Origin of the sequence: Intrasporangium sp., from assembly GCF_039812505.1 — a bacterium.
Classification (GTDB): domain Bacteria; phylum Actinomycetota; class Actinomycetes; order Actinomycetales; family Dermatophilaceae; genus Intrasporangium_A.
Map to the genome: position 1 here is coordinate 1 of NZ_JBDIAQ010000056.1, position 22,490 is coordinate 22,490.

Genomic DNA, 22,490 nt, shown 5'->3' on the forward strand with positions numbered 1-22,490 from the left:
CCTGCTCCGCTGGGAGCAGCAGCGGGCCCCCTGCTCCGCTGGGAGCAGCAGCGGGCCCCCTGCTCCGCTGGGGGGAGCAGGGGGTGAGGGCGCGCGGACCGGGGGTGTGGCCGGGTGTGGCCGGACTCACGCTAGCCGCAGTTTGCATCCTGCTTGCTGTAGTTAGCATAATGGAGCCATGAGCAAGCTTCCGCTCCCCGACCTCGGGGCGTACCTGCGTGAACAGCGCGAGAACGCCCAGCTGTCGCTGCGGCAGCTGGCCGAGCTGGCGGGGGTGTCCAACCCCTACCTCTCGCAGATCGAGCGGGGCCTGAAGCGGCCCAGCGCCGAGATCCTCCAGCAGATCGCGCGAGCACTGCAGGTGTCGGCCGAGTCGCTCTACATCCGCGCCGGCATCCTCGACGAGCGGGTCAGCGACCCGCAGGCTGCCGCGGACGTCCTCTCGGCCATCGCCGCCGACCCGGTCCTGACCGACCGGCAGCGCGCGGTGCTCGTCGAGGTCTACCTCTCCTTCGTCGGCGAGGACGCCGGCAAGGAGCCCGAGTCCACCACCCGGAGGCGAGCGGCAACGGCCGGCACGTCCCGGCACCCGTCGCGCCGGGGAACGTCCGACGCGATCCCCGAGAAGGAGTAACCACCATGGATCTGAACAAGCAGCTGGTCAAGGCCGTCAAGCAGGCGCAGCAGCAGGCCGAGGCCACCGTCGCCGAGGTCCGGGCCGCGCTCGAGGCCCGGCTGTCCGACGTCGACGTCAGCGTCGACCCCACGCCGTTCTTCGCCGTCGTCGGCGCGGCGGACCGCACCGTCGAGACGATCAGGCACGCCCGTGAGCAGCTCGAGTCGACGCGGCAGCGGGCCACCGTTTCCGAGCTGCGCGGCGGGGCCAAGAAGGAGGCGGCCGACCTGCAGAAGGAGCTGAAGAAGCGCGTCGCCGACCTGCAGGTGCGCACCACCGAGATGCAGCGGCTCGCGACCGAGCTCGCCGAGAAGTTCGTCGCACACGCCCATGACCTGCCCGCCCAGGTGATGAGCCACGGGCTGCAGCTCGCGAGCAACGCCAAGGACCAGTACGAGTCCGACGCGGACCGCGGCGAGCGGGTCGTGGCCGAGATCCGGGCCCACGGCGACAAGCTGGCCGACGAGGTCGCGACCCGGTCCGGCGAGGCCGTGGGGCGCATCGGCAAGGTCGCGGACGCCGTCGTCGGGGAGGCCGACGACGTGTCCCAGGCGGTTGCCGGCGCCTTCCGGAGCGGCGCGGCGCAGGTCATCGACCAGCTCCACGACTCCGCCGAGGCCATCGACGAGGCTGCGGCACCGGCGCAGCCGGCCACCGCGGCCAAGACCGTGACCGCGACACCGGCCGCCACGGCCCCGGTCCCGACGGCCAAGCCGGCGGACTCGAAGCCAGCGGGCACCGAGACGGCCGCGAAGCCGGCGGTCCGCAAGACGACCGCCAAGGCGACGGTCCGGAAGACGGCCGCGAAGCCGGCGGCCAAGAAGGCGGCGGCCACGAAGACGGCGGGCACGAAGGCGGCCGCGAAGAAGGCACCGGCCAAGAAGGCCGGGACCAGCGCGGCCGAGTGAGGCCCGACCGCAGGGCCGCCATCCCGAGCGGGTGGCGGCCCTGCGGCATACTGCGGGACGTGCCCGCCAAGTCCGTCTCGCCCGTCCTGACCGCCGCCCCGGTCGTCGCGCACGTCGTGCGCGGCGGCTTCGTCGAGTCCGTCCACCGCGGCACGGCCGTGGTGACGGGCCCGGACGGGGCGGTGCTGCGGGAGGTCGGCGATGCCCACGGTCCGGTCTTCCCCCGCTCGTCGAGCAAACCGATCCAGGCGATCGGGATGCTCCGCTCCGGCCTGCGGCTGCCCGCCCCGCTCCTCGCCCTGGCCTGCTCGAGCCACTCCGGGCAGGAGCTCCACCTCGCCGGGGTGCGCGAGATCCTCGACGGAGCCCGACTGACCGAGGCCGACCTGCAGAACACCCCCGACTACCCGCTCGACGAGGCGGCCCGCACTGCCTGGATCCGCGCCGGGCGCCCGAAGCGGCCGCTGGCGCAGAACTGCTCGGGCAAGCACTCCGCGATGCTGGCCACCTGCGTCGCCACCGGCTGGGACATCGCGGACTACCGGGACCCGGACCACCCGCTGCAACAGGCGATCCTCGCGGCCGTCGTCGACCTCACCGGGGGACCGGTCAGCGCGGTCGCGGTCGACGGCTGCGGCGCCCCGATCCATGCGGTCCCGCTGGTCGGGCTGGCCCGGGCGTTCGGCCGGATCGCGAGTGCGACGCAGGGTCCGGAGGCAACGGTCGCCGCGGCCATCCGCACCCATCCCGAGCACGTCGGCGGCACCGGCCGCGACGTGACCGCGCTCATCGCCGGCGTGCCCGGCCTCGTCGCGAAGGACGGCGCGGAGTCCGTGTATGCCGTCGGCCTGGCGGACGGTCGCGGGGTGGCCGTCAAGGTCGCCGACGGCGGACCGCGCGCGTGCCCGGTCGTGCTCGCCGCGATCCTGCGCGGCGTCGGCATCACCCAAGCCGCGCCCCTCGCCGCCCTCGAGACGCAGCCGGTCCTCGGCCACGGCGAGCCCGTCGGCGCCGTGCTCCCGGTCGGCCTCTGACCGTGCGGGCGGTCCTGCAGCGGGTGACCTCCGCGCGTGTCGAGGTCGACCGGACGGTCGTCGGCGAGATCTGCCGGCCCGGGCTGCTCGCCCTGGTCGGCGTCGCCCACGCCGACGGGCCGGAGCAGGTCGAACGGATGGCTCGCAAGATCGCCGAGCTTCGGATCCTGCGCGACGAAGGCAGCGTGCTGACGGCGGACGCGCCGGTGCTCCTCGTGAGCCAGTTCACCCTGCAGGGCGACACCCGCCGGGGCCGGCGCCCCTCGTGGAGCGCGGCCGCCCCGGGACCGGTCGCCGAACCGGTCATCGACGCGCTCGTGGACGCCCTGCGCCGTAAGGGGGTCGAGGTCGCCACCGGGCGGTTCGGAGCGATGATGACCGTGACCGCGACCAACGACGGTCCGTTCACCGTCCTCGTCGAGACCTGACCGGACCGTGAGCCATGACGCACCGGCAAACGTCGGGGCGGCCCGGCCCGGGCCGTTACGCTTGTTCGCATGGCGTTGTTCTACGGGTTCCAGTCACTGGTGCTCACGGTGCTGGGAGTTGCCGCCCTGGGCTGCGAGCTGTTCGCGTTCCTGGACGCGCTGCGCCATCCCGAAGCCGCCTACGCCGCGGCCGGGAAGCGCACCCGGACCTTCTGGCTGCTCGTCACCGGCGTCGCCCTGCTCTTCGGCATCGTCTCGGTCTTCAACGTCGTCTCGCTGATCGGCATCATCGCCTTCGTCGCGGCCGCGGTCTACCTCGCCGACGTCCGCCCCGCCCTCCGGCACGTGCGCGGCATCGGCTCGGGCCGGAACCGCCCGTGGTGACCGGTGGCAGTGGGTCCCGGCGAGGCCGGCCCGCCGGCGGGGTAGCGGTGCCGGCCGAGGAGCACGACTTCGCGCCCCAGCACCACCCCGACGACTACGACCTCGGCGACCGCAACCCGACCCGGGACATCTTCCTGGCCGAACGGCCGTGGGGCAACTTCCAGCAGTTCGTCTCCAACGAGCAGGTCACCGTCAAGATCATCACCGTCGAACCGGGGCACCGCCTCTCGCTGCAGAGGCACGACCACCGCGGCGAGATGTGGCAGGTGCTCGACGTGCCGATCGAGATCACCGTCGACGACCGCCACTGGGTCGCCGAGCCGGGCGAGACCGTCTGGGTGCCCCGGGGGTCCATCCACCGGATGGGCAACCCGGGCCCAAGGGCCGGGCGGCTGCTCGAGGTCGGCTTCGGGCACTTCGACGAGGCCGACATCGAACGTCTCCAGGACGACTACGCCCGAGCCGGCGACGACGACCGGTAGGGCGATGGTCCCGGGGCCACGGCCGGCCAGGCGACGGTGACCTCGCCGAGCCGCCACCGTTGCGGCCCGTCGAGCAGCGGCCAGTCCGCCGAGACCGCCCGCACGGTCGAGATGAACCGTTGCCGGACCCCGAAGGAGCCCTGCGGCGCCGCGTGGGCCCAGGCCCGGTCGAGGGCGCGCAGGTAGGCGTGCACCCGCTCACCGGGCACGTTGTGGTGGATCAGCGCCTTCGGGAGCCGCTCGGCCACGTCGGACGGCCGGGCCAGGCCACGCAGCCGCAGCGAGAAGGTCAGGCTGAGCGCACCCGAACGGTCCACCGCCACCCAGCTCGCCCGCCGGCCGACCTCGTCGCAGGTGCCGTCGACGAGCAGCCCGTCGTCGGTGAGCCGGTCCTGCAGCTGTGCCCAGGCCCCGGCCACGTCGGCCTCGTCGTACTGCCGCAGCACGTTGAAGGCCCGCACCAGACTCGCTCGCGCCCCGCCCTCCAGGGGAACCTCGAAGCCGCCGAGCCGGAAGCGCAGGCCGTCGCGCTGCACCCCTTGGGCGGACGCGACCCGGGCCGGGTCGATCTCGATCCCGACGACCTGCACGTCGGGTCGCACCCGCCGCAGCCGATCGTGCAGCTCCCGGGCAGTGACCGGCGAACCTCCGTAACCGAGGTCGACCACCACCGGGCCGGGCCCGGCCCGGCGCAGCCGCCACGCCTGCGGGCCGACGAGCCACCGGTCGCACCGACGCAGCCGGTTGGGGCCCGTCGTGCCGCGCGTGATCGTGCCGACCGGCCGGCAGCCTGCTGGTCGGTCGTCCACCCGGCGAGCCTACGTCGCCCCGCGCGCCGGCGCGTCGCCCACCGGGAATACCCGGCCCGACCGGGGCGGTTTGAGCCGGAAGAGCGGATTGGTGAAGAGTGGACCTGGTCCGGGCAGATCGCGGTGTGTCAGGAGGTAGCCATGACAGCCCAGCCGAGACGGGTGGCGATGATCAGCGTCCACACCTCCCCGCTCGAGCAGCCCGGCACGGGCGACGCGGGCGGCCTGAACGTCTACGTGGCCGAGACCGCCAAGCAGCTGGCCGCCCGGGACATCGAGGTCGACATCTTCACCCGGCGCACGAGCGGCGAGCTGCCCATCGACGTCGAGCTCGTGCCGGGCGTGCGGGTCCGGCACGTCACCGCCGGGCCGTACGAAGGGCTCTCGAAGGAGGACCTGCCCGGCCAGCTGTGCGCGTTCACGGCCGGCACCATGCACGCCGGCCTGTCCGTCCCCGAGGACCACTACGACCTGGTCCACTCCCACTACTGGCTCTCCGGCCAGGTCGGCTGGCTCGCCGCCGACCGGTGGCGGGTCGCCCTCGTCCACTCGATGCACACCATGGCCCGGGTCAAGAACGGTCACCTGGCCGAGGGAGACACCCGCGAGCCGCCCGGTCGCGAGATCGGCGAGGTCCAGGTGGTCGAGGCCGCCGACCGGCTGGTCGCCAACACCGCGGGCGAGGCAGGTGAGCTGGTCGAGCTGTATGACGCCGTGCCGCGCAAGGTCTCGATCGTCCCTCCCGGCGTCGACCTGCACACCTTCACGCCGGGCGACCGGGCGCCGGCCAGGGCCGCGCTCGGGCTCGACCCCGACGCCGACCTGCTGCTGTTCGTCGGCCGGATCCAGCCGCTGAAGGCACCAGACATCCTGCTGCGCGCGGCCGCCGCCCTCGTGCACCGCGACCCGCAGCGCCGACGGACCCTGCAGGTCGCGGTCCTCGGCGGTCCGAGCGGCACCGGCCTGGCCCGGCCCCACCAGCTCGAGGAGCTGGCCACCGAGCTCGGCATCGGCGACCTCGTCCGGTTCGTGGGGCCGGTCCCGCGCCCGGTGCTGGCCGAGTGGTACCGCGCCGCCGACCTCGTCGTCATGCCGAGCCACTCCGAGTCGTTCGGGCTGGTCGCCATCGAGGCCGAGGCGTGCGGCACGCCGGTGGTCGCGGCAGCCGTCGGCGGCCTGCCCACGGCCGTCGGCGACGGCGGGGTGCTGCTGCCGACCCACGACCCCGGCCGCTGGGCCGAGGTCATCGGCTCGCTCCTGCGCGACCCGGTGGCGCGACAAGCCCTGTCGCAGAAGGCGGTCGCGCATGCCGCGGGCTTCGGGTGGCCGGCCACCACCGAGCGCCTGGTCGACGTGTACGCGCGGGCCATGTACGAGCACGCCCACCCAGCCCACGACGGGGACCAGCGCCTCGCCGCAGCCCCGACGACGGCGGTGATCCGGTGAACCAGACCCCAGCCCCCGAGCAGCCGACGACCGAGACACGCACGGCCGAGCAGGCCGCCACCGAGCGGGGCGCGAGCCCGGCCGCCCGCGCCGGAGCCCGCACGGCGGCATACCTGCAGTCCGTCTCCCTGGAGTGGGAGCCAGGCGCGCGCGAGGGAGAGTACGTGGTCTCCCTCCCGGGAGAGCAGAAGCTCAAGACTGTCGTCTCGCTCGTGATCGGGGATGCGACGACGAGCATCATGGCCTTCGTCATCCGCAACCCCGACGAGAACCACGAGGCGTTCTACCGGTACCTGCTGCGCAAGAACCTGCGGCTGACCGGCATCGCCTACGCGATCGACACGGACGGCGACGTCTACCTGCGCGGTGAGCTGCCGACGCAGGCCGTCGACGCCGACCGGCTCGACCGGCTGTTCGGCGTGGTGCTCGCCGCGGCCGACCACACCTTCAACGAGCTGCTGACCCTCGGCTTCCTGACCTCGATGAAGAAGGAGTGGGCCTGGCGGGTCTCGCGGGGCGAGTCGACGCGCAACCTGGAGGCGTTCCGCCACCTGCTCGATCGGCCCGGGGACGGCGCGCGCCCGGTGAGCGGGTGAACCGGTCTGGATAGGCTGGCCGCCATGACGTACACGCTCGTGCTGCTCCGCCACGGCGAGAGCGACTGGAACGCCAAGAACCTCTTCACCGGGTGGGTCGACGTCGACCTGACCGACCGCGGCCGCGCCGAGGCGGTGCGCGGCGGCGAGCTGCTGGCCGACGCGGGCATCCTGCCCGACATCGTGCACACCTCGGTGCTGCGGCGCGCCATCACGACCGCCAACATCTCCCTCGACACGGCCGACCGGCACTGGATCCCGGTCAAGCGCGACTGGCGGCTCAACGAGCGCCACTACGGCGCCCTGCAGGGCAAGAACAAGAAGGAGGTCCTCGAGCAGTTCGGCGAGGAGCAGTTCATGCGGTGGCGGCGCTCGTACGACGTGCCGCCACCGCCGATCGACCCGGCCGACCGCTACGCCCAGACCGGCGACCCGCGGTACGCCGGGCTGGGCGAGGCGATGCCGCGCACCGAGTGCCTGCAGGACGTGGTGGCCCGGCTGGTGCCCTACTGGGAGAACGAGATCCAGACCGATCTGGCCGACGGGCTCACCGTCCTGGTCGCGGCGCACGGCAACTCGCTGCGGGCCCTCGTCAAGGTCCTCGACGAGATCTCCGACGCGGACATCGCGGCGCTGAACATCCCGACCGGTATGCCGCTGGTCTACCAGCTCGACGACGCCTTCCGGCCGCTGACCCGCGGTGGACGCTACCTCGACCCGGAGGCGGCCAGGGCTGCCGCCGAGGCCGTCGCCAACCAGGGCCGGTGACCACCCGCCGGCGCCCGTCCCGGCCCTCGACGCCGGTGGTACCGGGTCGGGCGGCACACCCGCAAACGTGCGAGAGGGCCCCTCGAAGGAGGGGCCCTCTCGCGCTGCTGCGGGAGCTCAGCCGGTCGGCGTGACGGTGCTCGGTACCGTGGTCGCGACCCCGGTCGGCGTGACCACGGTCGGAACCGCGGTCGGCGTGACCGTGGCGTAGTAGCCCGTGTCGGCGATGACGGGGACGTTGAGCAGCGTGGTGCCGGCGGTGCTGCTGGTGACCTGCACCGGGATGACAGTGCCGGGCTTCGCGGTGATCCCGCTCAGCTGCAGGCCCTGATCGGCGAGGTTGACCTGCTCGCTCGGCTGCAGGTCCAGCTGGACGCCGGAGCCGTTGCCCTCCTCCTGCGCGGCGAACTGGACGGTGACCGGCTCGGTGCTCTGGTTGACCAGACCGCCGGAGACCATCGCCTCGCCGGAGCCGCCCACGACCAGGACGAGGTCGCGGATCGCGACGCTGCCCAGGTCGGCCTGGACGCCGTCGGCGGGAGCGTACGGCACGTCGGTCTGGACGGGCGAGAAGACCATGCAACCGGCGGTGCCGAGCGTGACCGTGGCGGCCGTGACGAGGGCCGCCAGGGTGCGACGCACGGGGGTCTGGGGCAGGAGTCGAGGCTTCACGCGGGCCAGCCTACCGGCGCACCGTCCGCTGCGGTCGGTGGCACTGCCGCCGGGCGATTCCGGGACCCGCCCGAGCAGCCCCGGGAAGACCCGGACAGCCGCGCGGTGCGGCGCCGCCGCACCCGCTCCAGCGGCGCGCGACCACGCGCGGTGGGCGCGGGACAGCATGCCGAGCAGCCTCGTGTCAAGTCCGCCGAATCCGTCCTTCCGGCCGTGACAATGGCTCTGACCTGCGCAGATGTCCATTCCTGGGATCGCGATGCGAGACGCTTCGTGATAACCTGTTGGTTGCGAAAGGGGAAAACAGCACATGGCGTTCAAGGTCGGCGAGACGGTCGTGTACCCGCATCACGGGGCCGCACTGATCGAGGAAATCAACACCCGCACGATCAAGGGAGTGGACAAGCTCTACCTCAAGCTCAAGGTCGCCCAAGGCGATCTCACGATCGAAGTGCCCGCCGAGAACTGCGACCTGGTCGGCGTTCGCGACGTGGTCGGCCAGGAGGGCCTCGACCGGGTCTTCGAGGTCCTGCGGGCTCCGCACACCGAGGAGCCGACCAACTGGTCCCGCCGCTACAAGGCCAACCTCGAGAAGCTCGCCTCCGGCGACGTCATCAAGGTGGCCGAGGTCGTGCGCGACCTGTGGCGCCGTGACCAGGACCGTGGCCTGTCCGCCGGTGAGAAGCGGATGCTGGCCAAGGCCCGCCAGATCCTCGTCTCCGAGCTCGCGCTCGCCGAGAAGACCGACGAGGACAAGGCCGAGACGATCCTCGACGAGGTCCTCGCCTCCTGATGTCGTCGGCGGACGTCGGTCTGGTCATCGTCGCCGCCGGTTCCGGTACTCGTCTGGGGGCCGAGGTCCCCAAGGCGTTCGCGCCCCTCGCGGGCGTGCCCATCCTCGGGCGCGCGCTGCGAGGGGCGCTGTCCTGTCCCGGCCTGGCCGAGGTCGTGGTCGTGGCGCCGCCGGGGTGGCTGGAGCGTGCCGAGCAGGTATGCCGCTCAGTCGGCCCCGCGCCGTGCGCCGAGACGGTCCCGGTCGACCCCGAGCCCCGCGCCGAGCCGGCCCCGGTCGACCCCGAGCCGGACCCGCCGGTCCACACCCCGGCGAGCTTCCGGCCGCGGCAGGTCGAAGTCACGGTGGTGCCCGGCGGAGCCGGGCGCGGCGACTCCGTCGCTGCCGGGCTGGCGGCGCTGTCCGCCCGGGTCGGCATCGTGCTGGTCCACGACGCGGCCCGGTGCCTGACCCCACCGGAGGTCTTCGCCCGGGTGGTGGGGGCGGTCCGGGCCGGCGCTGTCGCCGTGGTGCCGGGCGTGGCGGTCGTCGACACGATCAAGCAGGTGGACCCGGCCGGCCGGGTGGTGGCGACCCCTGACCGGGCCCGGCTGCGCGCCATCCAGACGCCACAGGGGTTCGCCCGCGCGGTGCTCGAGCGCGCCCACGCCGGCGCGGCGGAGGCCACCGACGACGCCGGGCTCGTCGAGCGACTCGGCGCGCCGGTACTGGTCGTCGCCGGTGACGAGCGGGCGCTGAAGGTCACCACACGCGAGGACCTCGACCGGGCGGCCCGGCTGCTGACCGGTTGACCGGCCCGGCGACCCGCCGGCGCCGGCCCGCGCGGGCCGCAGCTCCAGCGCTCCCGGGCGGGCCGCAGAGCGCCTATCCTCGACCGGGTGACCACCCCACCGACCGAGCCGCCCGCACGACCCCTCGCCCTCGTCACCGGAGGAGGCACCGGGATCGGGGCCGCCGTGGCCGGGCGGCTGGCCGCCGACGGGTTCGACGTCGTCGTCGCCGGGCGGCGCCGCGAGCCTCTCGAGCGGACCGCCGGCGTGATCGGTGAGCACGCGCAGGTCCTCGTCCTCGACGTGACCGACCCCGACCGGGTGGGTCAGGCCGTCACGGGGCTCGGCCGGCTCGACATCCTGGTCAACAACGCGGGCGGCGCGCTGGGCACCAGCCGGATCGAGGACGGCGACCCGGCCGAGTGGCAGCAGATGTTCGCCTCGAACGTGCTCGGTACGATGCTGGTGACCAAGGCGGCGCTGCCGCTGCTGCGCCGGTCGCCGCGCGCCACGATCGTGAACATGTCCTCGATCGCGGGACAGTCGGTGTACGTGGGCGGCGGCGGGTACACCGCGGCCAAGCACGGCACGTCGGTGATCAGCGAGACCCTCCGCCTCGAGCTGAACGGGGAGCACGTCCGGGTCTGTGACATCCGCCCCGGGATGGTCCACACCGAGGAGTTCTCCCTCACCCGGCTGCACGGCGACCCGGCCGCGGCGGACCGCGTCTACGCAGGGGTCGACCACCCGCTGCGCGCCGAGGACGTGGCCGAGTGCGTCGGGTTCGTCGTCGGCCTGCCGCAGCACGTCAACGTCGACACGCTGGTGGTCCGGCCGGTCGCCCAGTCCCCGTCGCACGACGTGCATCGCGGCCCGATCGACTGGAAGACCACGTGACCGGGGCCCCGCGCGTCGGGGTCGGGGTCGACGTGCACGCCTTCGCGGCGGAGGGCTCGGACCGCCAGCTGTGGGTGGCCGGCCTGCTCTGGCCGGGCGAGCGGGGGCTGGCGGGACACTCCGACGGTGACATCGCGGCGCACGCCGCGTGCGACGCGCTCTTCTCGGCCGCGGGAATCGGTGACCTCGGCGCCCACTTCGGCACCGACCGGCCGGAGCTCGCCGGGGCCTCGGGTGCCGTCCTGCTGGCCGAGGCGGCCCGCCTCGTGCGCGCCGCCGGTTTCGACATCGCCAACGTCGCCGTCCAGGTGATCGGCAACCGCCCCAGGATCGGGCGCCGCCGCGCCGAGGCGCAGGCGGTGCTGGCCCACGCCGCCGCAGCCGCGGTCTCGGTCAGCGGGACGACCACCGACGGGCTCGGCCTGACCGGCCGGGGGGAGGGCCTGGCCGCCGTCGCCACCGCGCTGGTCGTCCCCCGCCCCATGTGACCGAGCCCGACCACCTCGCCGGACCCACCGGCCAACGGACCATCGCCGAGGGGGACCCACAGGGGAGGGGAGCCGGTGCGGGTTGCATCCGCACGCCGGCCCGGCTTGGGTGGAGGGCAGGAGACGACACGAGAGGATGGGCCATGCCGCAGACCGTCAAGGGAGTCATCAGCCGGACCAAGGGGGCCGACGTCGAGCTCGTCGACGTCGTCGTGCCCGACCCCGGGCCGGGCGAGGCGGTCGTGACGGTCCAGACCTGCGGGGTGTGCCACACCGACCTGCACTACAAGGAAGGCGAGATCAACGACGACTTCCCGTTCCTGCTCGGCCACGAGGCGGCCGGCGTCGTCGAGTCGGTGGGCGCGGGGGTCACCGGCGTCGCGCCGGGCGACTTCGTCATCCTCAACTGGCGCGCGGTCTGCGGGCAGTGCCGGGCCTGCCGCAAGGGCCAGCCCTGGTACTGCTTCGCCACCCACAACGCCACCCAGCGGATGACGCTGATCGACGACACCGAGCTCACGCCGGCGCTCGGCATCGGCGCCTTCGCCGAGAAGACCCTCGTCGCCGCCGGCCAGTGCACGAAGGTGCACGAGGTCGACCCGGCGGCCGCCGGGCTGCTCGGCTGCGGCATCATGGCCGGGTTCGGGGCCGCGGTGAACACCGGCGAGGTGCGGCGCGGCGAGTCCGTCGCCGTCATCGGGTGCGGCGGCGTCGGGTGCGCGGCCGTCGCGGGGGCCGCCGTCGCGGGCGCTACGACGGTGATCGCGGTCGACGTCGACGAGGGCAAGCTCGAGGGCGCGAGGCGGTTCGGCGCCACGCACACCGTCAACTCCGGCCGGGTCGACCCGGTCGAGGCGATCCGGGAGCTGACCGGCGGCTTCGGCGCAGACGTGGTGATCGACGCGGTCGGGCGTCCGGAGACCTACCGGCAGGCCTTCTACGCCAGGGACCTGGCCGGGCGGGTCGTCCTGGTCGGCGTGCCGACCCCCGACAAGCAGCTGACGCTGCCGCTGATCGACATCTTCAGCCGCGGGGGGGCGCTGAAGTCGAGCTGGTACGGCGACTGCCTGCCCAGCCGCGACTTCCCGATGCTCGTCGACCTCTACCAGCAGGGTCGCTTCGACCTCGACGCGTTCGTCTCGGAGCGGATCGGGCTCGGCGACATCGAGCAGGCGTTCGCCAGGATGCGGCGTGGTGAGGTGCTGCGCTCGGTGGTCGAGCTGTGAGCGGGCAGCACCCGCACAGCGGGCGCGTCGAGCGGGTCGGGGTCACCTCGTCCGGCGGCGTCGGCGTCGAGCACACCGTGACCAGCGGCACCTTCAGCCTCGACGGCAGCACCTGGGAGGTCGACAACAACGTCTGGATCGTCGGCAACGACACGGAGTGCGTCCTGATCGACGCGCCGCACGACGCGGTGCCGATCATCGCCGCGATCGGCGACCGCCGGCTGCGGGCGATCCTGCTCACGCACGCCCACGACGACCACGTCCGGGTGGTGCCGGACATCCTCGAGGCCTGCCACGGCGCGCAGGTCGCGCTGCACCCGGACGACCGGGTGCTCTGGGACCTGACCCATCCCGGGCTGGCCCCCACCCGTGACCTGCACGACGGCGACGTGGTCACGGTCGGCGACGTCGACCTGCTGGTGATCCACACCCCGGGGCACTCGCCGGGCGCCTGCTGCTTCCACGCCCCCGAGCTCGGGGTGCTCTTCTCCGGCGACACCCTCTTCGCGGGCGGGCCCGGCGCGACCGGGCGGTCGTACAGCGACTTCGACACCATCATCGCCTCGATCCGCGACCGGCTGCTGGACCTGCCGGACCACACGGTGGTGCACCCCGGCCACGGGGCCTCGACCACGATCGGCGCGGAACGGCCCCACCTGCCCGAGTGGGTCGCGCGGGGGCACTGACCCGGGAGCGCGCGGCCGACGCGGCGGCGCCGAGCGGCATACCGGAGCCGGGCGGGCGACCCCGGCCGGCGAGGACGGGCGCGGCGCGCCACTAGACTCACGCGGGTGGGTCTCCAACTCTTCGACACCGCCGCCCGTGAGCTGCGCGACTTCACGCCCCGCGTCCCGGGCAAGGTCGGGATGTACATCTGCGGGCTCACCACCCAGGGCGCCCCGCACATCGGGCACATCCGGTTCGCCATCGCGTTCGACGTGCTGCGGCGCTGGCTCGAGACCGGGCACGACTACCGGGTCACGCTGGTGCGCAACGTCACCGACATCGACGACAAGGTGCTGCGCAAGGCCGCCGACGCCGGCGAGGAGTGGTGGGCGCTGACCTACCGCAACGAGCGGCTCACCACGCAGGCGCTCGAGGCGCTGGGAGTGCTGCCCGCGACGTACGAGCCGCGCGCGACCGGCCACATCACCGACATGGTCACGCTGATGCAGACGCTGGTCGAGAGGGGCCACGCCTACCCGGCGCCCGACGGCTCGGGCGACGTCTACTTCGACGTGCGCTCCTGGCCCGAGTACGGGTCCCTGTCGCACCAGAGCCTCGACGACATGGCCAGCGCCGACGACGCCGACCCGCGCGGCAAGCGCGACCCGCGCGACTTCGCGCTGTGGAAGGGGCGCAAGGCGCAGGAGCCCGAGAGTGCCTCGTGGCCCACGCCGTTCGGGACCGGCCGGCCCGGCTGGCACCTCGAGTGCTCGGCGATGGCCCGCCGCTACCTGGGCGACGAGTTCGACATCCACGGCGGTGGCATCGACCTGCGCTTCCCGCACCACGAGAACGAGCAGGCGCAGTCGCGCGCGGCCGGGCTCGGCTTCGCCCGGTACTGGCTGCACAACGCCTGGGTGACCGTCAAGGGACAGAAGATGGGCAAGTCGCTGGGCAACTCCCTCGAGGTGCGCGCGCTGCTGCGCACGACCCGCCCGATCGTGCTGCGCTACTACCTGACCGCCGCCCACTACCGCTCCACGATCGAGTACCACCCGGGCTCGCTCGACGAGGCGGCCGCCGCGGTCGAGCGGATCGAGGGCTTCCTCGAGCGGGTCGCGCACCGCCGCGAGATCCCGCCGGCGAGCTCGTATGCCGCTCACGACCTTCCCGAGGACTTCCGCCTCGCGCTCGACGACGACCTCGGCGTGCCCGGCGCGCTGGCCGTCATCCACGAGACCGTCCGGGCCGGGAACACCGCGCTGGACGAGGGTGACGGTGACGCGGCGCTGGCGGCGGCGGCCGCGGTGGTCGCCATGGCCGAGGTCCTCGGGGTCAACCCGCTCGCCGAGCACTGGACCCGGTCGGCCGACCGCACGAGCAGCCACTTCGCACAGGAGGCCCTCGACACGCTGGTCGCCCAGGCGCTCGACGCGCGCCAGTCCGCCCGGCAGGAACGTGACTTCGCCCGCGCGGACGCGATCCGCGACGACCTGACCGCCGCCGGGATCTCGATCGAGGACACCCCGTCGGGGGCGCGCTGGTCGCTCAACCGGTCGGGCGGCAGCCCGGGGTCCGCCGGGGCCGCCGGGGCCGGAGCGGGCTGACATGCCGGGCAGCTCACAGCGTCGCGGGGCGGTGCGCAAGGGCGGCAAGGCCCCGGCCGCCGGGTCCGGCGGGCGGGGCAGACGGGCGCTCGAGGGCAAGGGGCCCACGCCCAAGGCCGTCGACCGCGAGTACCACCCCGCCCACCGGCGGGCCAAGGCGACGGCCCGGCGGGCCGGTGGCGGGTCCCGCGGGACCGGTGCGCGAGGGCCGACCGAGGCGCGCGGCACCCGCTCGACGCGGCGCGGCCGCGGCACGACCGAGCTGGTGGCCGGGCGAAACTCCGTGGTGGAGGCGCTGCGAGCCGGAGTACCCGTCACGGCGATGTACGTCGCGACCCGGATCGACTCCGACGACCGGGTCCGGGAGTCGCTGCGGCGGGCCGCCGAGCTCGGCCTGCCCATCCTGGAGACGCCACGGCCCGAGCTCGACCGCCTGACCGACGGGGCGGTGCACCAGGGGATCGCCCTACAGGTGCCGCCCTACGACTACGCCGACCCGCACGACCTGATCGACCCGGAGGCGCCCGGGGTGCCGCTCGTCGTCGCCCTCGACGGGATCACCGACCCCCGCAACCTCGGGGCGATCGTCCGGTCCGTCGCGGCGTTCGGCGGGCACGGGGTACTGCTGCCGGAGCGCCGCTCGGCCGGCATGACCGCCGCCGCGTGGAAGACCTCGGCGGGAGCCGCCGCCCGGGTCCCGGTGGCCAGGGCCACCAACCTGACGCGGACGCTCGAGGAGTTCAAGAAGGCCGGCTTCTTCGTGGTCGGGCTCGACATGCGCGGCGACGTCGAGCTACCCGACCTGCCGCTCGCCGACTCCCCGCTGGTCGTCGTCACCGGGTCGGAGGGCAAGGGCCTGTCCAGGCTGGTGCGCGAGACGTGCGACCAGGTCGTCTCGATCCCGATGAGCTCGGCGGTGGAGTCGCTGAACGCCGGGATGGCCACCGGGGTCGCGCTCTACGAGATCGCCCGGCAGCGCCGGGCCTGAGGTCGGCGCCGGCCGGGTCGGGCCCGGGCCCGAACCCGAGCCCCGCCACGGCGGCGGTGCCGGAACAACCGCGGCCCGTCGATCGTCAACCGGGTGCAGGCGTCCGGGAGGTCGGGCGTCCGGGAAGTCGGCGTCCGGGAGGTCACAGTACGGACGGGTACGCTGGCCCCGGCGCAGGGCGCCGGGACATGCCGCCGAGAGAAGGACACCCGTGGGCAAGAACACCGCTCGGGCCGAGGCCACGCGCAAGGCCGCCGAGATGCGCGCGGCAGCCGCGCGCAAGGAACGCCAGCAGAAGCAGCTCGTGACGGCCGCCGTCGCGGTCGTCGTCGTGATCATCGCGGTCGCCATCGGCCTGGCCGTCTCGAGCCGGCCCAGCCAGCCGGCCGCCTCGGCCAACTCGGGCGCCGACGCGGCGATCGCCAAGCTGAGCACCATACCCGCCTCGGCCTTCGACGCCGCGGGCAAGCCGACCGCCCCCAACTCGATCCCGCAGAAGCTCGACGGCGGCATGGCACTGACCAGCGACGGCAAGCCCGAGGTGGTCTACGTCGGCGCCGAGTACTGCCCGTACTGCGCCACCGAGCGCTGGTCGCTCGTCGCGGCGCTCGAGCGGTTCGGCACCTTCTCCGGCCTGACCACGACACGGTCGGCCGAGCAGGACGGCAACATCCCGACCGTCTCCTTCAAGGACCTGAAGTACCAGAGCGACTACCTCACCTTCCGGGCCGTCGAGACCCAGGACCGCAACGGCCAGCCGCTGGAGTCGATCCCGGCCGACATCGAGCCGCTCTTCACCAAGTACAACGCGCCGCCCTACACCCAGAACAAGGGCGCGATCCCGTGGACGTTCTACGGCACCCACCAGACCGTCGGGTCGGGTGTGCCGATCCAGAGCTTCGTCAGCCTGAGCGACGACACGGCCTGGACGAAGATCGTCGATCAGATGCTGACCGGCACGGGTGAGCTCGGGGCGCCGATCATGGCCAACGCCAACGCGGTGACCGCCCAGATCTGCACCCTGACCGACAACAAGCCGTCCAACGTGTGCAGCAGCAAGGCCGTCGTCGAGACCGCCCCGCTGCTCAAGCGATGACCCGTGACGTGACCCGCTCCGCGCGGGGCCCGGCCGCAGCCGTCCCCGCGCGCGAGCGTCCGAGCTGGCTCGTCCCGGTCTCGCTTGCGCTGGTCGGCATCGGCCTGCTGACCTCCGCCTACCTCACCTACGAGCACTTCACCGACAACGCGACCCTGGCCTGCACCGCCAACGGCGTCGTCGACTGCGTCAAGGTCACCTCCAGCGAGTGGTCCACGCTCCTCGGCATCCCGGTCGCGCTGCTCGGGCTGCTCTTCTTCGCCGCCCTGCTCGTGCTGTGCTGGCCGACGGTGTGGCGCCGGGGCGAGGCGTGGCTCGACACGGCACGGCTCGGATGGCTCACCATCGGGCTGGGCATGGTCGTCTACCTGATCTGGGCCGAGGTCTCCCAGATCCACGCCATCTGCCTCTGGTGCACGGTCGTGCACACGGCGACGTTCCTGCTCTGGGTCACCGTCATGTTCGGGCAGATCCTCTCCGGGCCGCCCAGCGGTAGCGCAGTCGCGGCCTCCGCCCCGGCCGGTCGGGGCGGGCGGCGGCGCTGACCGGCCGACGTGCCACGATGGACCGGTGACCCTGCAGATCACGACCGCCCGCCCCACGCCCGAGCTGCTCGACCTCCCGTGGCGCCTGCCGCTGGAGGACTGGCCGGAGAGCACGCTGGCCGCCCTGCCCCGAGGCATCTCCCGGCACGTGGTGCGGTTCGTCCGCCAGGGTCGGCGGGTGCTCGCGGTCAAGGAGATCAAGGCCGACATCGCCGACCGCGAGTACGCCATGCTGCGCAGCCTGCGGCGCCTCGAGGTGCCGAGCGTCCAGCCGCTCGGTGTGGTCCACGGCCGCGCGGCCGCCGATGGCACGCCGCTGGACGCCTGCCTGCTCACGCTGCACCTGCAGTTCTCCCTGCCCTACCGGGCCCTGTTCAGCCAGAGCCTGCGGCCCGACACCGCGGTCCGACTCATGGACGCGCTCGCGCTGCTGCTGGTCCGGCTGCACCTCGACGGCTTCTGGTGGGGTGACGTCTCCCTGTCGAACACGCTGTTCCGGCGCGACGCCGGGGCGTTCGCCGCCTACCTCGTCGATGCCGAGACCGGTGAGCTGCACGCGTCGCTGTCCGACGGCCAGCGGGCCCACGACCTGGATATCGCGCAGGTGAACATCACCGGTGAGCTGATGGACCTGCAGGCCGGTGGCTATCTCGACGACAACGCGGACCCGTTCGAGATCGCCGCCTCGATCGTCGAGCGGTACCACTCCCTCTGGGAGGAGCTGACCGCGACCGAGCGCTTCGGCGTCGGGGACCGGTGGCGGGTCGAGGAGCGGATCCGGCGGCTGAACGACCTCGGCTTCGACGTCGACGAGCTGAGCATCATGACCGACGTCGACGGCACCCACATCCAGATCCAGCCCAAGGTCGTCGACGCCGGTCACCACTCCCGGCGGCTGCTGCGCCTGACCGGGCTGGACGTGGGGGAGAACCAGGCGCGTCGCCTGCTCAACGACCTCGATGCCTACGCCGCCGCCACCGACCGGCAGAACGACGACGAGGAGCTGGTCGCCCACGACTGGCTGACGAAGGTCTACGAGCCGGTGACCCGGGCCGTCCCGCGCGAGCTGACCACTCGACTGGAGCCGGCCGAGGTGTTCCACGAGGTCCTGGAGCACCGCTGGTACCTCAGCGAGCGGGCCGGGCACGACGTCCTGCTCGACGAGGCCATCCGCGACTACATCCGGACCGTCCTGCCGGCCAAGCCGGAGGAGGAGGCCGTCGTCGGCGTCGACACCATCCAGATGCCGGTGATCGCCAAGCACGACTGACCGACCGGTCCGCCCGCGCTCCGCCGGCCGCCGGCGCACCCGCCCGGTGCTCGGCGAGCGCCGGGCAGAATCAGGGAGAACCCGTAACCGGACCAGGGTGAAACCCGGTGGCCCGGGAGGTTCCCGGTGCCGCACGCTTGGTATCAGCGGCCCCCCCCGGCCGCTCCGTTCAGCAGTGAGCCACCGTGAGGACACCCGGACCGTGACACGCATGTCGAGCACCACGACGGCAGCCCCGCCGACCCCGCTGGGGCCTGCGGTGGCCGACCGCGCAGCACGACCGTCGCGGCGCACCGTGCAGGCCGGCCTCTCGCTGGCGCTGCTGGTGGCCCTGCTCGCGATCGTGCTGCCGCAGGTCACCGGCACCTCGTGGGACGCCGCGCTGCACGCCATCGCCTCCGTCTCGCTCTGGCAGCTGACCGGCCTCACGCTGCTGTGGCTGGTCGGGCTCTGGGCATACACCTTCGTGATGACCGCCTCCCTGCCGGGGCTGCGCACCGGTCAGGCCTTCGTGCTCAACCTCGTCGGCAGCGGCGTGTCCAACCTGGTCCCGTTCGGCGGCGCGGTCGGCGTCGGGGCCACCTGGGCGATGGCCCGCCAGTACGGCCTGAGCCACCGGAGCATCGCCCTGTTCACCGCGGTGACCGGGGTGTGGAACGTCGTCGCGCGTCTCGCGCTGCCCGTCCTCGGCCTGGCCGGGCTGCTCTTCGCCGGCGCCCGGGTCAGCGGCTCGGTCCTGGCTGCCGCCGGGGTGGGCGCCGCGGTCTGCGCCGCCGTCATCGGCCTGGTCGCCGCCGTGCTCGTCAGCGACCGGGTCTCCGCGCGGGTCGTCCAGGGCGCCACGGGAGCCGCGGCCCGGCTGGCCCGGGTGGTGCGGCGCCCCGGTCCGCGCGGCCTGGGCGAGGAGCTGGCCAGCCTGCGCGAGAGCGCCCGCGACCTGCTGCGGGCCGGCCGCGCAGCCCTGCTGCTCGGCATGCTCGCCTACGTCGCGCTGCAGGGCCTGCTGATGTGGGCGTGCCTGGCGGTGGTCGGCAGCCACCTCGGCCCGGCCGCGATCGTCGCCGGCTATGCCTGCGGACGGATGCTCACCGTGGTCGTGCTGACGCCGGGTGGGACCGGGTTCGCGGAGACCGGCGCGGCTGCCGTGCTGGTCGCCCTCGGGGGCGACCCGACCACCACCCTGGCCGGGGTGCTGCTCTTCAGCTTCTTCACCTTCGTCTGCGAGATCCCGGGCGCGGCGCTCGCCTACGGCTGGCACCTGCGGGCCCGCCACTGGCGAGTCCCGGCGAGCCGTCCGCTCGCCGGAGACTGAGCCCACCCCGCGCGAGACGGCGGCATACTCGGGCTGCACTGTCGATCGGGAATGCTGCACTGTCGATCGGGAATGCTGCACGGTCGATCGGGAATGCTGCACTGTCGATCAGACGCGAAGAAGCGGCGGGCCCCGTCGGCCGGAACAGTCGGGACCCGCCGCTGCTGGGTGTCGTGCGGGCGGCCGGGCGTCAGTTGCTGATGCGCAGCCCGGTCTCGGCGTTGAACACGTGGATGTGTCCGGGCTTCGGCTTGAGGTGGATGAGCGTGCCCTTCTCCGGGGGCCGGCGGCCGTCGACGCGGGCGATGAACGGCGTGGCCTCGTCGTCCGCGCCGGCGAGCTGCTTGGCCTTGGTCGAGCCGTAGATGTAGGCGTCGGCGCCGAGCTCCTCGACGACGTCGACCGAGACGGGGATGCCGTCGCCGTCCGCGGCCGCGTCGAGGTCCTCGGGGCGCACCCCGATCGTGACGTGGCCGGAGGCCTTGGCGAGGTCCTCGCGCGGCACCGGCACGGTGTGCCCGCCGACGTCGACGCCGCCGTCGACGATCGGCGCGTCGAGCAGGTTCATCGCGGGCGAGCCGATGAAGCCGGCGACGAAGACGTTGGCCGGGTGGTCGTACATCTGCCGGGGCGAGTCGCACTGCTGCAGGATGCCGTCCTTGAGCACCGCGACGCGGTCGCCCATCGTCATCGCCTCGACCTGGTCGTGCGTGACGTAGACGGTGGTGACCCCCAGGCGGCGCTGCAGCGAGGCGATCTGGGTGCGGGTCTGCACGCGCAGCTTGGCGTCGAGGTTGGACAGCGGCTCGTCCATGAGGAAGACCTGCGGCGAGCGGACGATGGCGCGACCCATCGCGACGCGCTGGCGCTGACCACCGGACAGGGCCTTCGGCTTGCGGTCGAGGTACTGCTCCAGGTCGAGGATCTTGGCGGCCTCCTCGACGCGCTTGCGGATCTCGCCCTTGTCGATGCCGGCGATCTTGAGCGCGAAGCCCATGTTGTCGGCGACGGACATGTGCGGGTAGAGCGCGTAGTTCTGGAAGACCATCGCGACGTCGCGGTCCTTGGGGGACAGGTTGGTCACGTCGCGGTCGCCGATCAGGATGCGGCCCCCGTTGACCTCCTCGAGCCCGGCGAGCATGCGCAGGGAGGTGGACTTGCCGCAGCCGGAGGGGCCGACGAGGACGAGGAACTCGCCGTCCGTGATGTCGATGTTGAGGTCGTCGACCGAGGGCTTCGGGTTGCCCGGGTAGATCCGGGTCGCGTGGTCGAACGTCACTGTTGCCATGGGCGTCGTTGCCTTTCCTTCACCGGCAGGAACGTGCCGGACGGTCCGTTGTAAAGGTGCCGACCCGGTAGGGTCGCACCGCCATCATGTCGTATGTCGCCCACGGGGCAAAGCGCTTGTCCATCCCTTGTGCACGTGCCGGGCCTCCGCGCACGCTGCAAGATCTTGCTGCAAGCCGCGCAAGGCGGGGCGGTTTCTGGCTACAGTTCTGCCACTGGACGGCCGGGCCACCTCGTGCCGGGCGGGGTCTCGGGCCTGCCCGACGGGGGCTCCCGGTCGGGAGGAGGAGGCGGACGTGAAGGCGCGGTTGCGCGACATCGCGCAGCAGGCCCGGGTGTCGGAGGCGACCGTCTCCCGGGTGCTGAACGGCAAGCCCGGGGTCGCGGAGTCGACCCGGCAGGCCGTGCTGACGGCCCTCGACGTGCTCGGCTACGACCGTCCGAGCCGGCTGCGCCGCAAGAGCGCCGGGCTCGTCGGGCTCATCGTGCCCGAGCTGACCAACCCGATCTTCCCCGCCTTCGCCCAGGTCGTCGAGAGCTCGCTGGCGCAGAGCGGCTACACCCCGGTCCTGTGCACCCAGGTGGCAGGGGGGGTGCACGAGGACGACTACGTGCAGATGCTGCTGGACCGCGGCGTGTCCGGGATCATCTTCATCTCGGGCCTGCACGCCGACGTGACCACGGACCCGCAGCGCTATGTCGCCCTGCGCGAGCGCGGGCTGCCGCTGGTCCTGGTCAACGGCTACGTCGACGGGGTCGACGCGCCGTTCATCTCCAACGACGACGTCGCCTCGATGGGGCTCTCGCTGGAGCATCTGGTCGAGCTCGGCCACCGCGAGATCGGCCTGGCCATCGGCCCGGAGCGCTACGTGCCGGTGATCCGCAAGATCGCCGGCTTCCGCAGCTCCTACCAGACGCTGCTCGGCCGCTCCGACGTCGACGACCTGATCGAGCGCTCACTGTTCACCGTCGAGGGCGGTGCGACGGCCGCGGGCCGCCTGGTCGAGAAGGGCTGCACGGCGATCGTCTGCGGCTCGGACATGATGGCGCTCGGCGCCATCCGCGAGGTGCGCAAGCGGGGGCTGCAGGTGCCGCGCGACCTGTCCGTCGTCGGGTACGACGACTCCGCGCTGATCGCGTTCACCGACCCGCCGCTGACCACCATCCGGCAGAGCGTCAGCGCGATGGGTGCGGCCGCGGCCCGGGCGTTGCTCGACGAGATCGCCGGCAAGCCCTCGCCGCGGGCGGAGTACGTCTTCCGCCCCGAGCTGGTGGTCCGCGGCTCGACGGCCGCGGTGCGCCGCCGCTGACCCCCGCCGGCGAGGACACCCGGGCCGGGGCG

At 73.3% G+C, this 22,490-nt stretch carries 25 protein-coding genes; 22 read left to right on the plus strand and 3 right to left on the minus strand.

Translation table 11 applies throughout. From position 1 onward, the window contains the following. Nucleotides 1-178 precede the first annotated feature (178 nt). The 6 genes from WMI84_RS09235 to WMI84_RS09260 all read left to right on the plus strand — a co-directional run bounded on the left by WMI84_RS09235 (nucleotide 179) and on the right by WMI84_RS09260 (nucleotide 3,912). The gene (locus WMI84_RS09235; RefSeq protein WP_347352429.1) at nucleotides 179-634 is read left to right on the plus strand and encodes a helix-turn-helix domain-containing protein; all 456 of its coding nucleotides are present in this window, start codon (nucleotides 179-181) and stop codon (nucleotides 632-634) included. Nucleotides 635-639: 5 nt separating this feature from the next. After that, nucleotides 640-1,584, plus strand: coding sequence for a hypothetical protein (locus WMI84_RS09240; RefSeq protein ID WP_347352431.1), 945 nt, complete (start codon nucleotides 640-642; stop codon nucleotides 1,582-1,584). Nucleotides 1,585-1,643: 59 nt separating this feature from the next. Next, nucleotides 1,644-2,618: an asparaginase gene (locus WMI84_RS09245; protein WP_347352433.1), complete on the plus strand. Its 975-nt coding sequence runs from the start codon at nucleotides 1,644-1,646 to the stop codon at nucleotides 2,616-2,618. Between the two features lie 2 nt (nucleotides 2,619-2,620). Then, a complete protein-coding gene (gene dtd, locus WMI84_RS09250; RefSeq protein WP_347352435.1) occupies nucleotides 2,621-3,046 on the plus strand; it encodes a D-aminoacyl-tRNA deacylase in 426 nt (141 codons plus the stop codon). 69 nt (nucleotides 3,047-3,115) lie between these two features. After that, a complete protein-coding gene (locus tag WMI84_RS09255; RefSeq protein WP_347352437.1) occupies nucleotides 3,116-3,430 on the plus strand; it encodes a DUF2516 family protein in 315 nt (104 codons plus the stop codon). 47 nt (nucleotides 3,431-3,477) lie between these two features. Further along, nucleotides 3,478-3,912, plus strand: a complete 435-nt coding sequence (locus WMI84_RS09260) for a phosphomannose isomerase type II C-terminal cupin domain (protein ID WP_347352439.1) — start codon at nucleotides 3,478-3,480, stop codon at nucleotides 3,910-3,912. Here WMI84_RS09260 and WMI84_RS09265 read toward each other — a convergent pair. Then, nucleotides 3,882-4,721, minus strand: a complete 840-nt coding sequence (locus WMI84_RS09265) for a class I SAM-dependent methyltransferase (protein WP_347352441.1) — start codon at nucleotides 4,719-4,721, stop codon at nucleotides 3,882-3,884. The two genes, WMI84_RS09260 and WMI84_RS09265, sit on opposite strands and share 31 nt — an antisense overlap. Before the next feature lie 141 nt (nucleotides 4,722-4,862). Here WMI84_RS09265 and mshA point away from each other — a divergent pair, with 141 nt between their 5' ends. The 3 genes from mshA to WMI84_RS09280 all read left to right on the plus strand — a co-directional run bounded on the left by mshA (nucleotide 4,863) and on the right by WMI84_RS09280 (nucleotide 7,531). Beyond that, entirely contained in the window at nucleotides 4,863-6,167 is a 1,305-nt protein-coding gene (mshA, locus tag WMI84_RS09270; RefSeq protein ID WP_347352442.1) for a D-inositol-3-phosphate glycosyltransferase, read from the plus strand. Between the two features lie 113 nt (nucleotides 6,168-6,280). Continuing rightward, complete coding sequence (locus tag WMI84_RS09275; RefSeq protein WP_347352473.1) at nucleotides 6,281-6,763, plus strand: YbjN domain-containing protein; 483 nt, start codon at nucleotides 6,281-6,283, stop codon at nucleotides 6,761-6,763. 24 nt (nucleotides 6,764-6,787) lie between these two features. Next, nucleotides 6,788-7,531: a phosphoglyceromutase gene (locus WMI84_RS09280; protein ID WP_347352444.1), complete on the plus strand. Its 744-nt coding sequence runs from the start codon at nucleotides 6,788-6,790 to the stop codon at nucleotides 7,529-7,531. Nucleotides 7,532-7,648: 117 nt separating this feature from the next. On the opposite strand, the gene WMI84_RS09285 is transcribed toward WMI84_RS09280, so the two are convergent. Continuing rightward, nucleotides 7,649-8,203, minus strand: coding sequence for a hypothetical protein (locus WMI84_RS09285; RefSeq protein WP_347352446.1), 555 nt, complete (start codon nucleotides 8,201-8,203; stop codon nucleotides 7,649-7,651). 310 nt (nucleotides 8,204-8,513) lie between these two features. Between WMI84_RS09285 and WMI84_RS09290 the strand changes: the two genes are divergently transcribed. The 12 genes from WMI84_RS09290 (at nucleotide 8,514) to WMI84_RS09345 (ending at nucleotide 19,861) form a co-directional block, all read left to right on the plus strand. Then, complete coding sequence (locus tag WMI84_RS09290; RefSeq protein WP_347352447.1) at nucleotides 8,514-8,996, plus strand: CarD family transcriptional regulator; 483 nt, start codon at nucleotides 8,514-8,516, stop codon at nucleotides 8,994-8,996. Beyond that, a complete protein-coding gene (locus WMI84_RS09295) occupies nucleotides 8,996-9,787 on the plus strand; it encodes a 2-C-methyl-D-erythritol 4-phosphate cytidylyltransferase (protein ID WP_347352449.1) in 792 nt (263 codons plus the stop codon). Before WMI84_RS09290 ends, WMI84_RS09295 begins: the two co-directional genes overlap by 1 nt. 87 nt (nucleotides 9,788-9,874) lie before the next feature. Next, the gene (locus WMI84_RS09300) at nucleotides 9,875-10,663 is read left to right on the plus strand and encodes an SDR family oxidoreductase (protein ID WP_347352451.1); all 789 of its coding nucleotides are present in this window, start codon (nucleotides 9,875-9,877) and stop codon (nucleotides 10,661-10,663) included. Then, a complete protein-coding gene (gene ispF, locus WMI84_RS09305) occupies nucleotides 10,660-11,151 on the plus strand; it encodes a 2-C-methyl-D-erythritol 2,4-cyclodiphosphate synthase (RefSeq protein WP_347352453.1) in 492 nt (163 codons plus the stop codon). The genes WMI84_RS09300 and ispF overlap by 4 nt, the downstream gene beginning before the upstream one ends. 143 nt (nucleotides 11,152-11,294) lie before the next feature. Continuing rightward, entirely contained in the window at nucleotides 11,295-12,377 is a 1,083-nt protein-coding gene (locus WMI84_RS09310; RefSeq protein ID WP_347352455.1) for an S-(hydroxymethyl)mycothiol dehydrogenase, read from the plus strand. Next, on the plus strand, nucleotides 12,374-13,063 hold the full coding sequence (locus WMI84_RS09315; RefSeq protein WP_347352456.1) for an MBL fold metallo-hydrolase: 690 nt from the start codon (nucleotides 12,374-12,376) through the stop codon (nucleotides 13,061-13,063). The genes WMI84_RS09310 and WMI84_RS09315 overlap by 4 nt, the downstream gene beginning before the upstream one ends. A gap of 105 nt (nucleotides 13,064-13,168) precedes the next feature. After that, the gene (cysS, locus tag WMI84_RS09320; RefSeq protein WP_347352458.1) at nucleotides 13,169-14,650 is read left to right on the plus strand and encodes a cysteine--tRNA ligase; all 1,482 of its coding nucleotides are present in this window, start codon (nucleotides 13,169-13,171) and stop codon (nucleotides 14,648-14,650) included. A gap of 1 nt (nucleotide 14,651) precedes the next feature. After that, the gene (gene rlmB, locus WMI84_RS09325; protein WP_347352460.1) at nucleotides 14,652-15,638 is read left to right on the plus strand and encodes a 23S rRNA (guanosine(2251)-2'-O)-methyltransferase RlmB; all 987 of its coding nucleotides are present in this window, start codon (nucleotides 14,652-14,654) and stop codon (nucleotides 15,636-15,638) included. 211 nt (nucleotides 15,639-15,849) lie between these two features. Beyond that, a complete protein-coding gene (locus tag WMI84_RS09330) occupies nucleotides 15,850-16,734 on the plus strand; it encodes a DUF929 family protein (protein WP_347352462.1) in 885 nt (294 codons plus the stop codon). Beyond that, the gene (locus WMI84_RS09335; protein ID WP_347352464.1) at nucleotides 16,731-17,279 is read left to right on the plus strand and encodes a vitamin K epoxide reductase family protein; all 549 of its coding nucleotides are present in this window, start codon (nucleotides 16,731-16,733) and stop codon (nucleotides 17,277-17,279) included. Before WMI84_RS09330 ends, WMI84_RS09335 begins: the two co-directional genes overlap by 4 nt. 25 nt (nucleotides 17,280-17,304) lie before the next feature. Then, on the plus strand, nucleotides 17,305-18,549 hold the full coding sequence (locus WMI84_RS09340) for a DUF4032 domain-containing protein (RefSeq protein WP_347352466.1): 1,245 nt from the start codon (nucleotides 17,305-17,307) through the stop codon (nucleotides 18,547-18,549). Between the two features lie 211 nt (nucleotides 18,550-18,760). Continuing rightward, nucleotides 18,761-19,861 (plus strand): lysylphosphatidylglycerol synthase transmembrane domain-containing protein, encoded by a 1,101-nt coding sequence (locus tag WMI84_RS09345; protein ID WP_347352468.1) that lies wholly within the window; start codon nucleotides 18,761-18,763, stop codon nucleotides 19,859-19,861. A gap of 190 nt (nucleotides 19,862-20,051) precedes the next feature. On the opposite strand, the gene ugpC is transcribed toward WMI84_RS09345, so the two are convergent. After that, nucleotides 20,052-21,149 carry a sn-glycerol-3-phosphate ABC transporter ATP-binding protein UgpC gene (gene ugpC, locus WMI84_RS09350; protein ID WP_347352469.1) on the minus strand — a complete coding sequence of 366 codons (1,098 nt, stop codon included), beginning with the start codon at nucleotides 21,147-21,149 and terminating at the stop codon, nucleotides 20,052-20,054. Between the two features lie 295 nt (nucleotides 21,150-21,444). Here ugpC and WMI84_RS09355 point away from each other — a divergent pair, with 295 nt between their 5' ends. Beyond that, nucleotides 21,445-22,458 (plus strand): LacI family DNA-binding transcriptional regulator, encoded by a 1,014-nt coding sequence (locus WMI84_RS09355; RefSeq protein ID WP_347352471.1) that lies wholly within the window; start codon nucleotides 21,445-21,447, stop codon nucleotides 22,456-22,458. Nucleotides 22,459-22,490 lie beyond the last annotated feature (32 nt).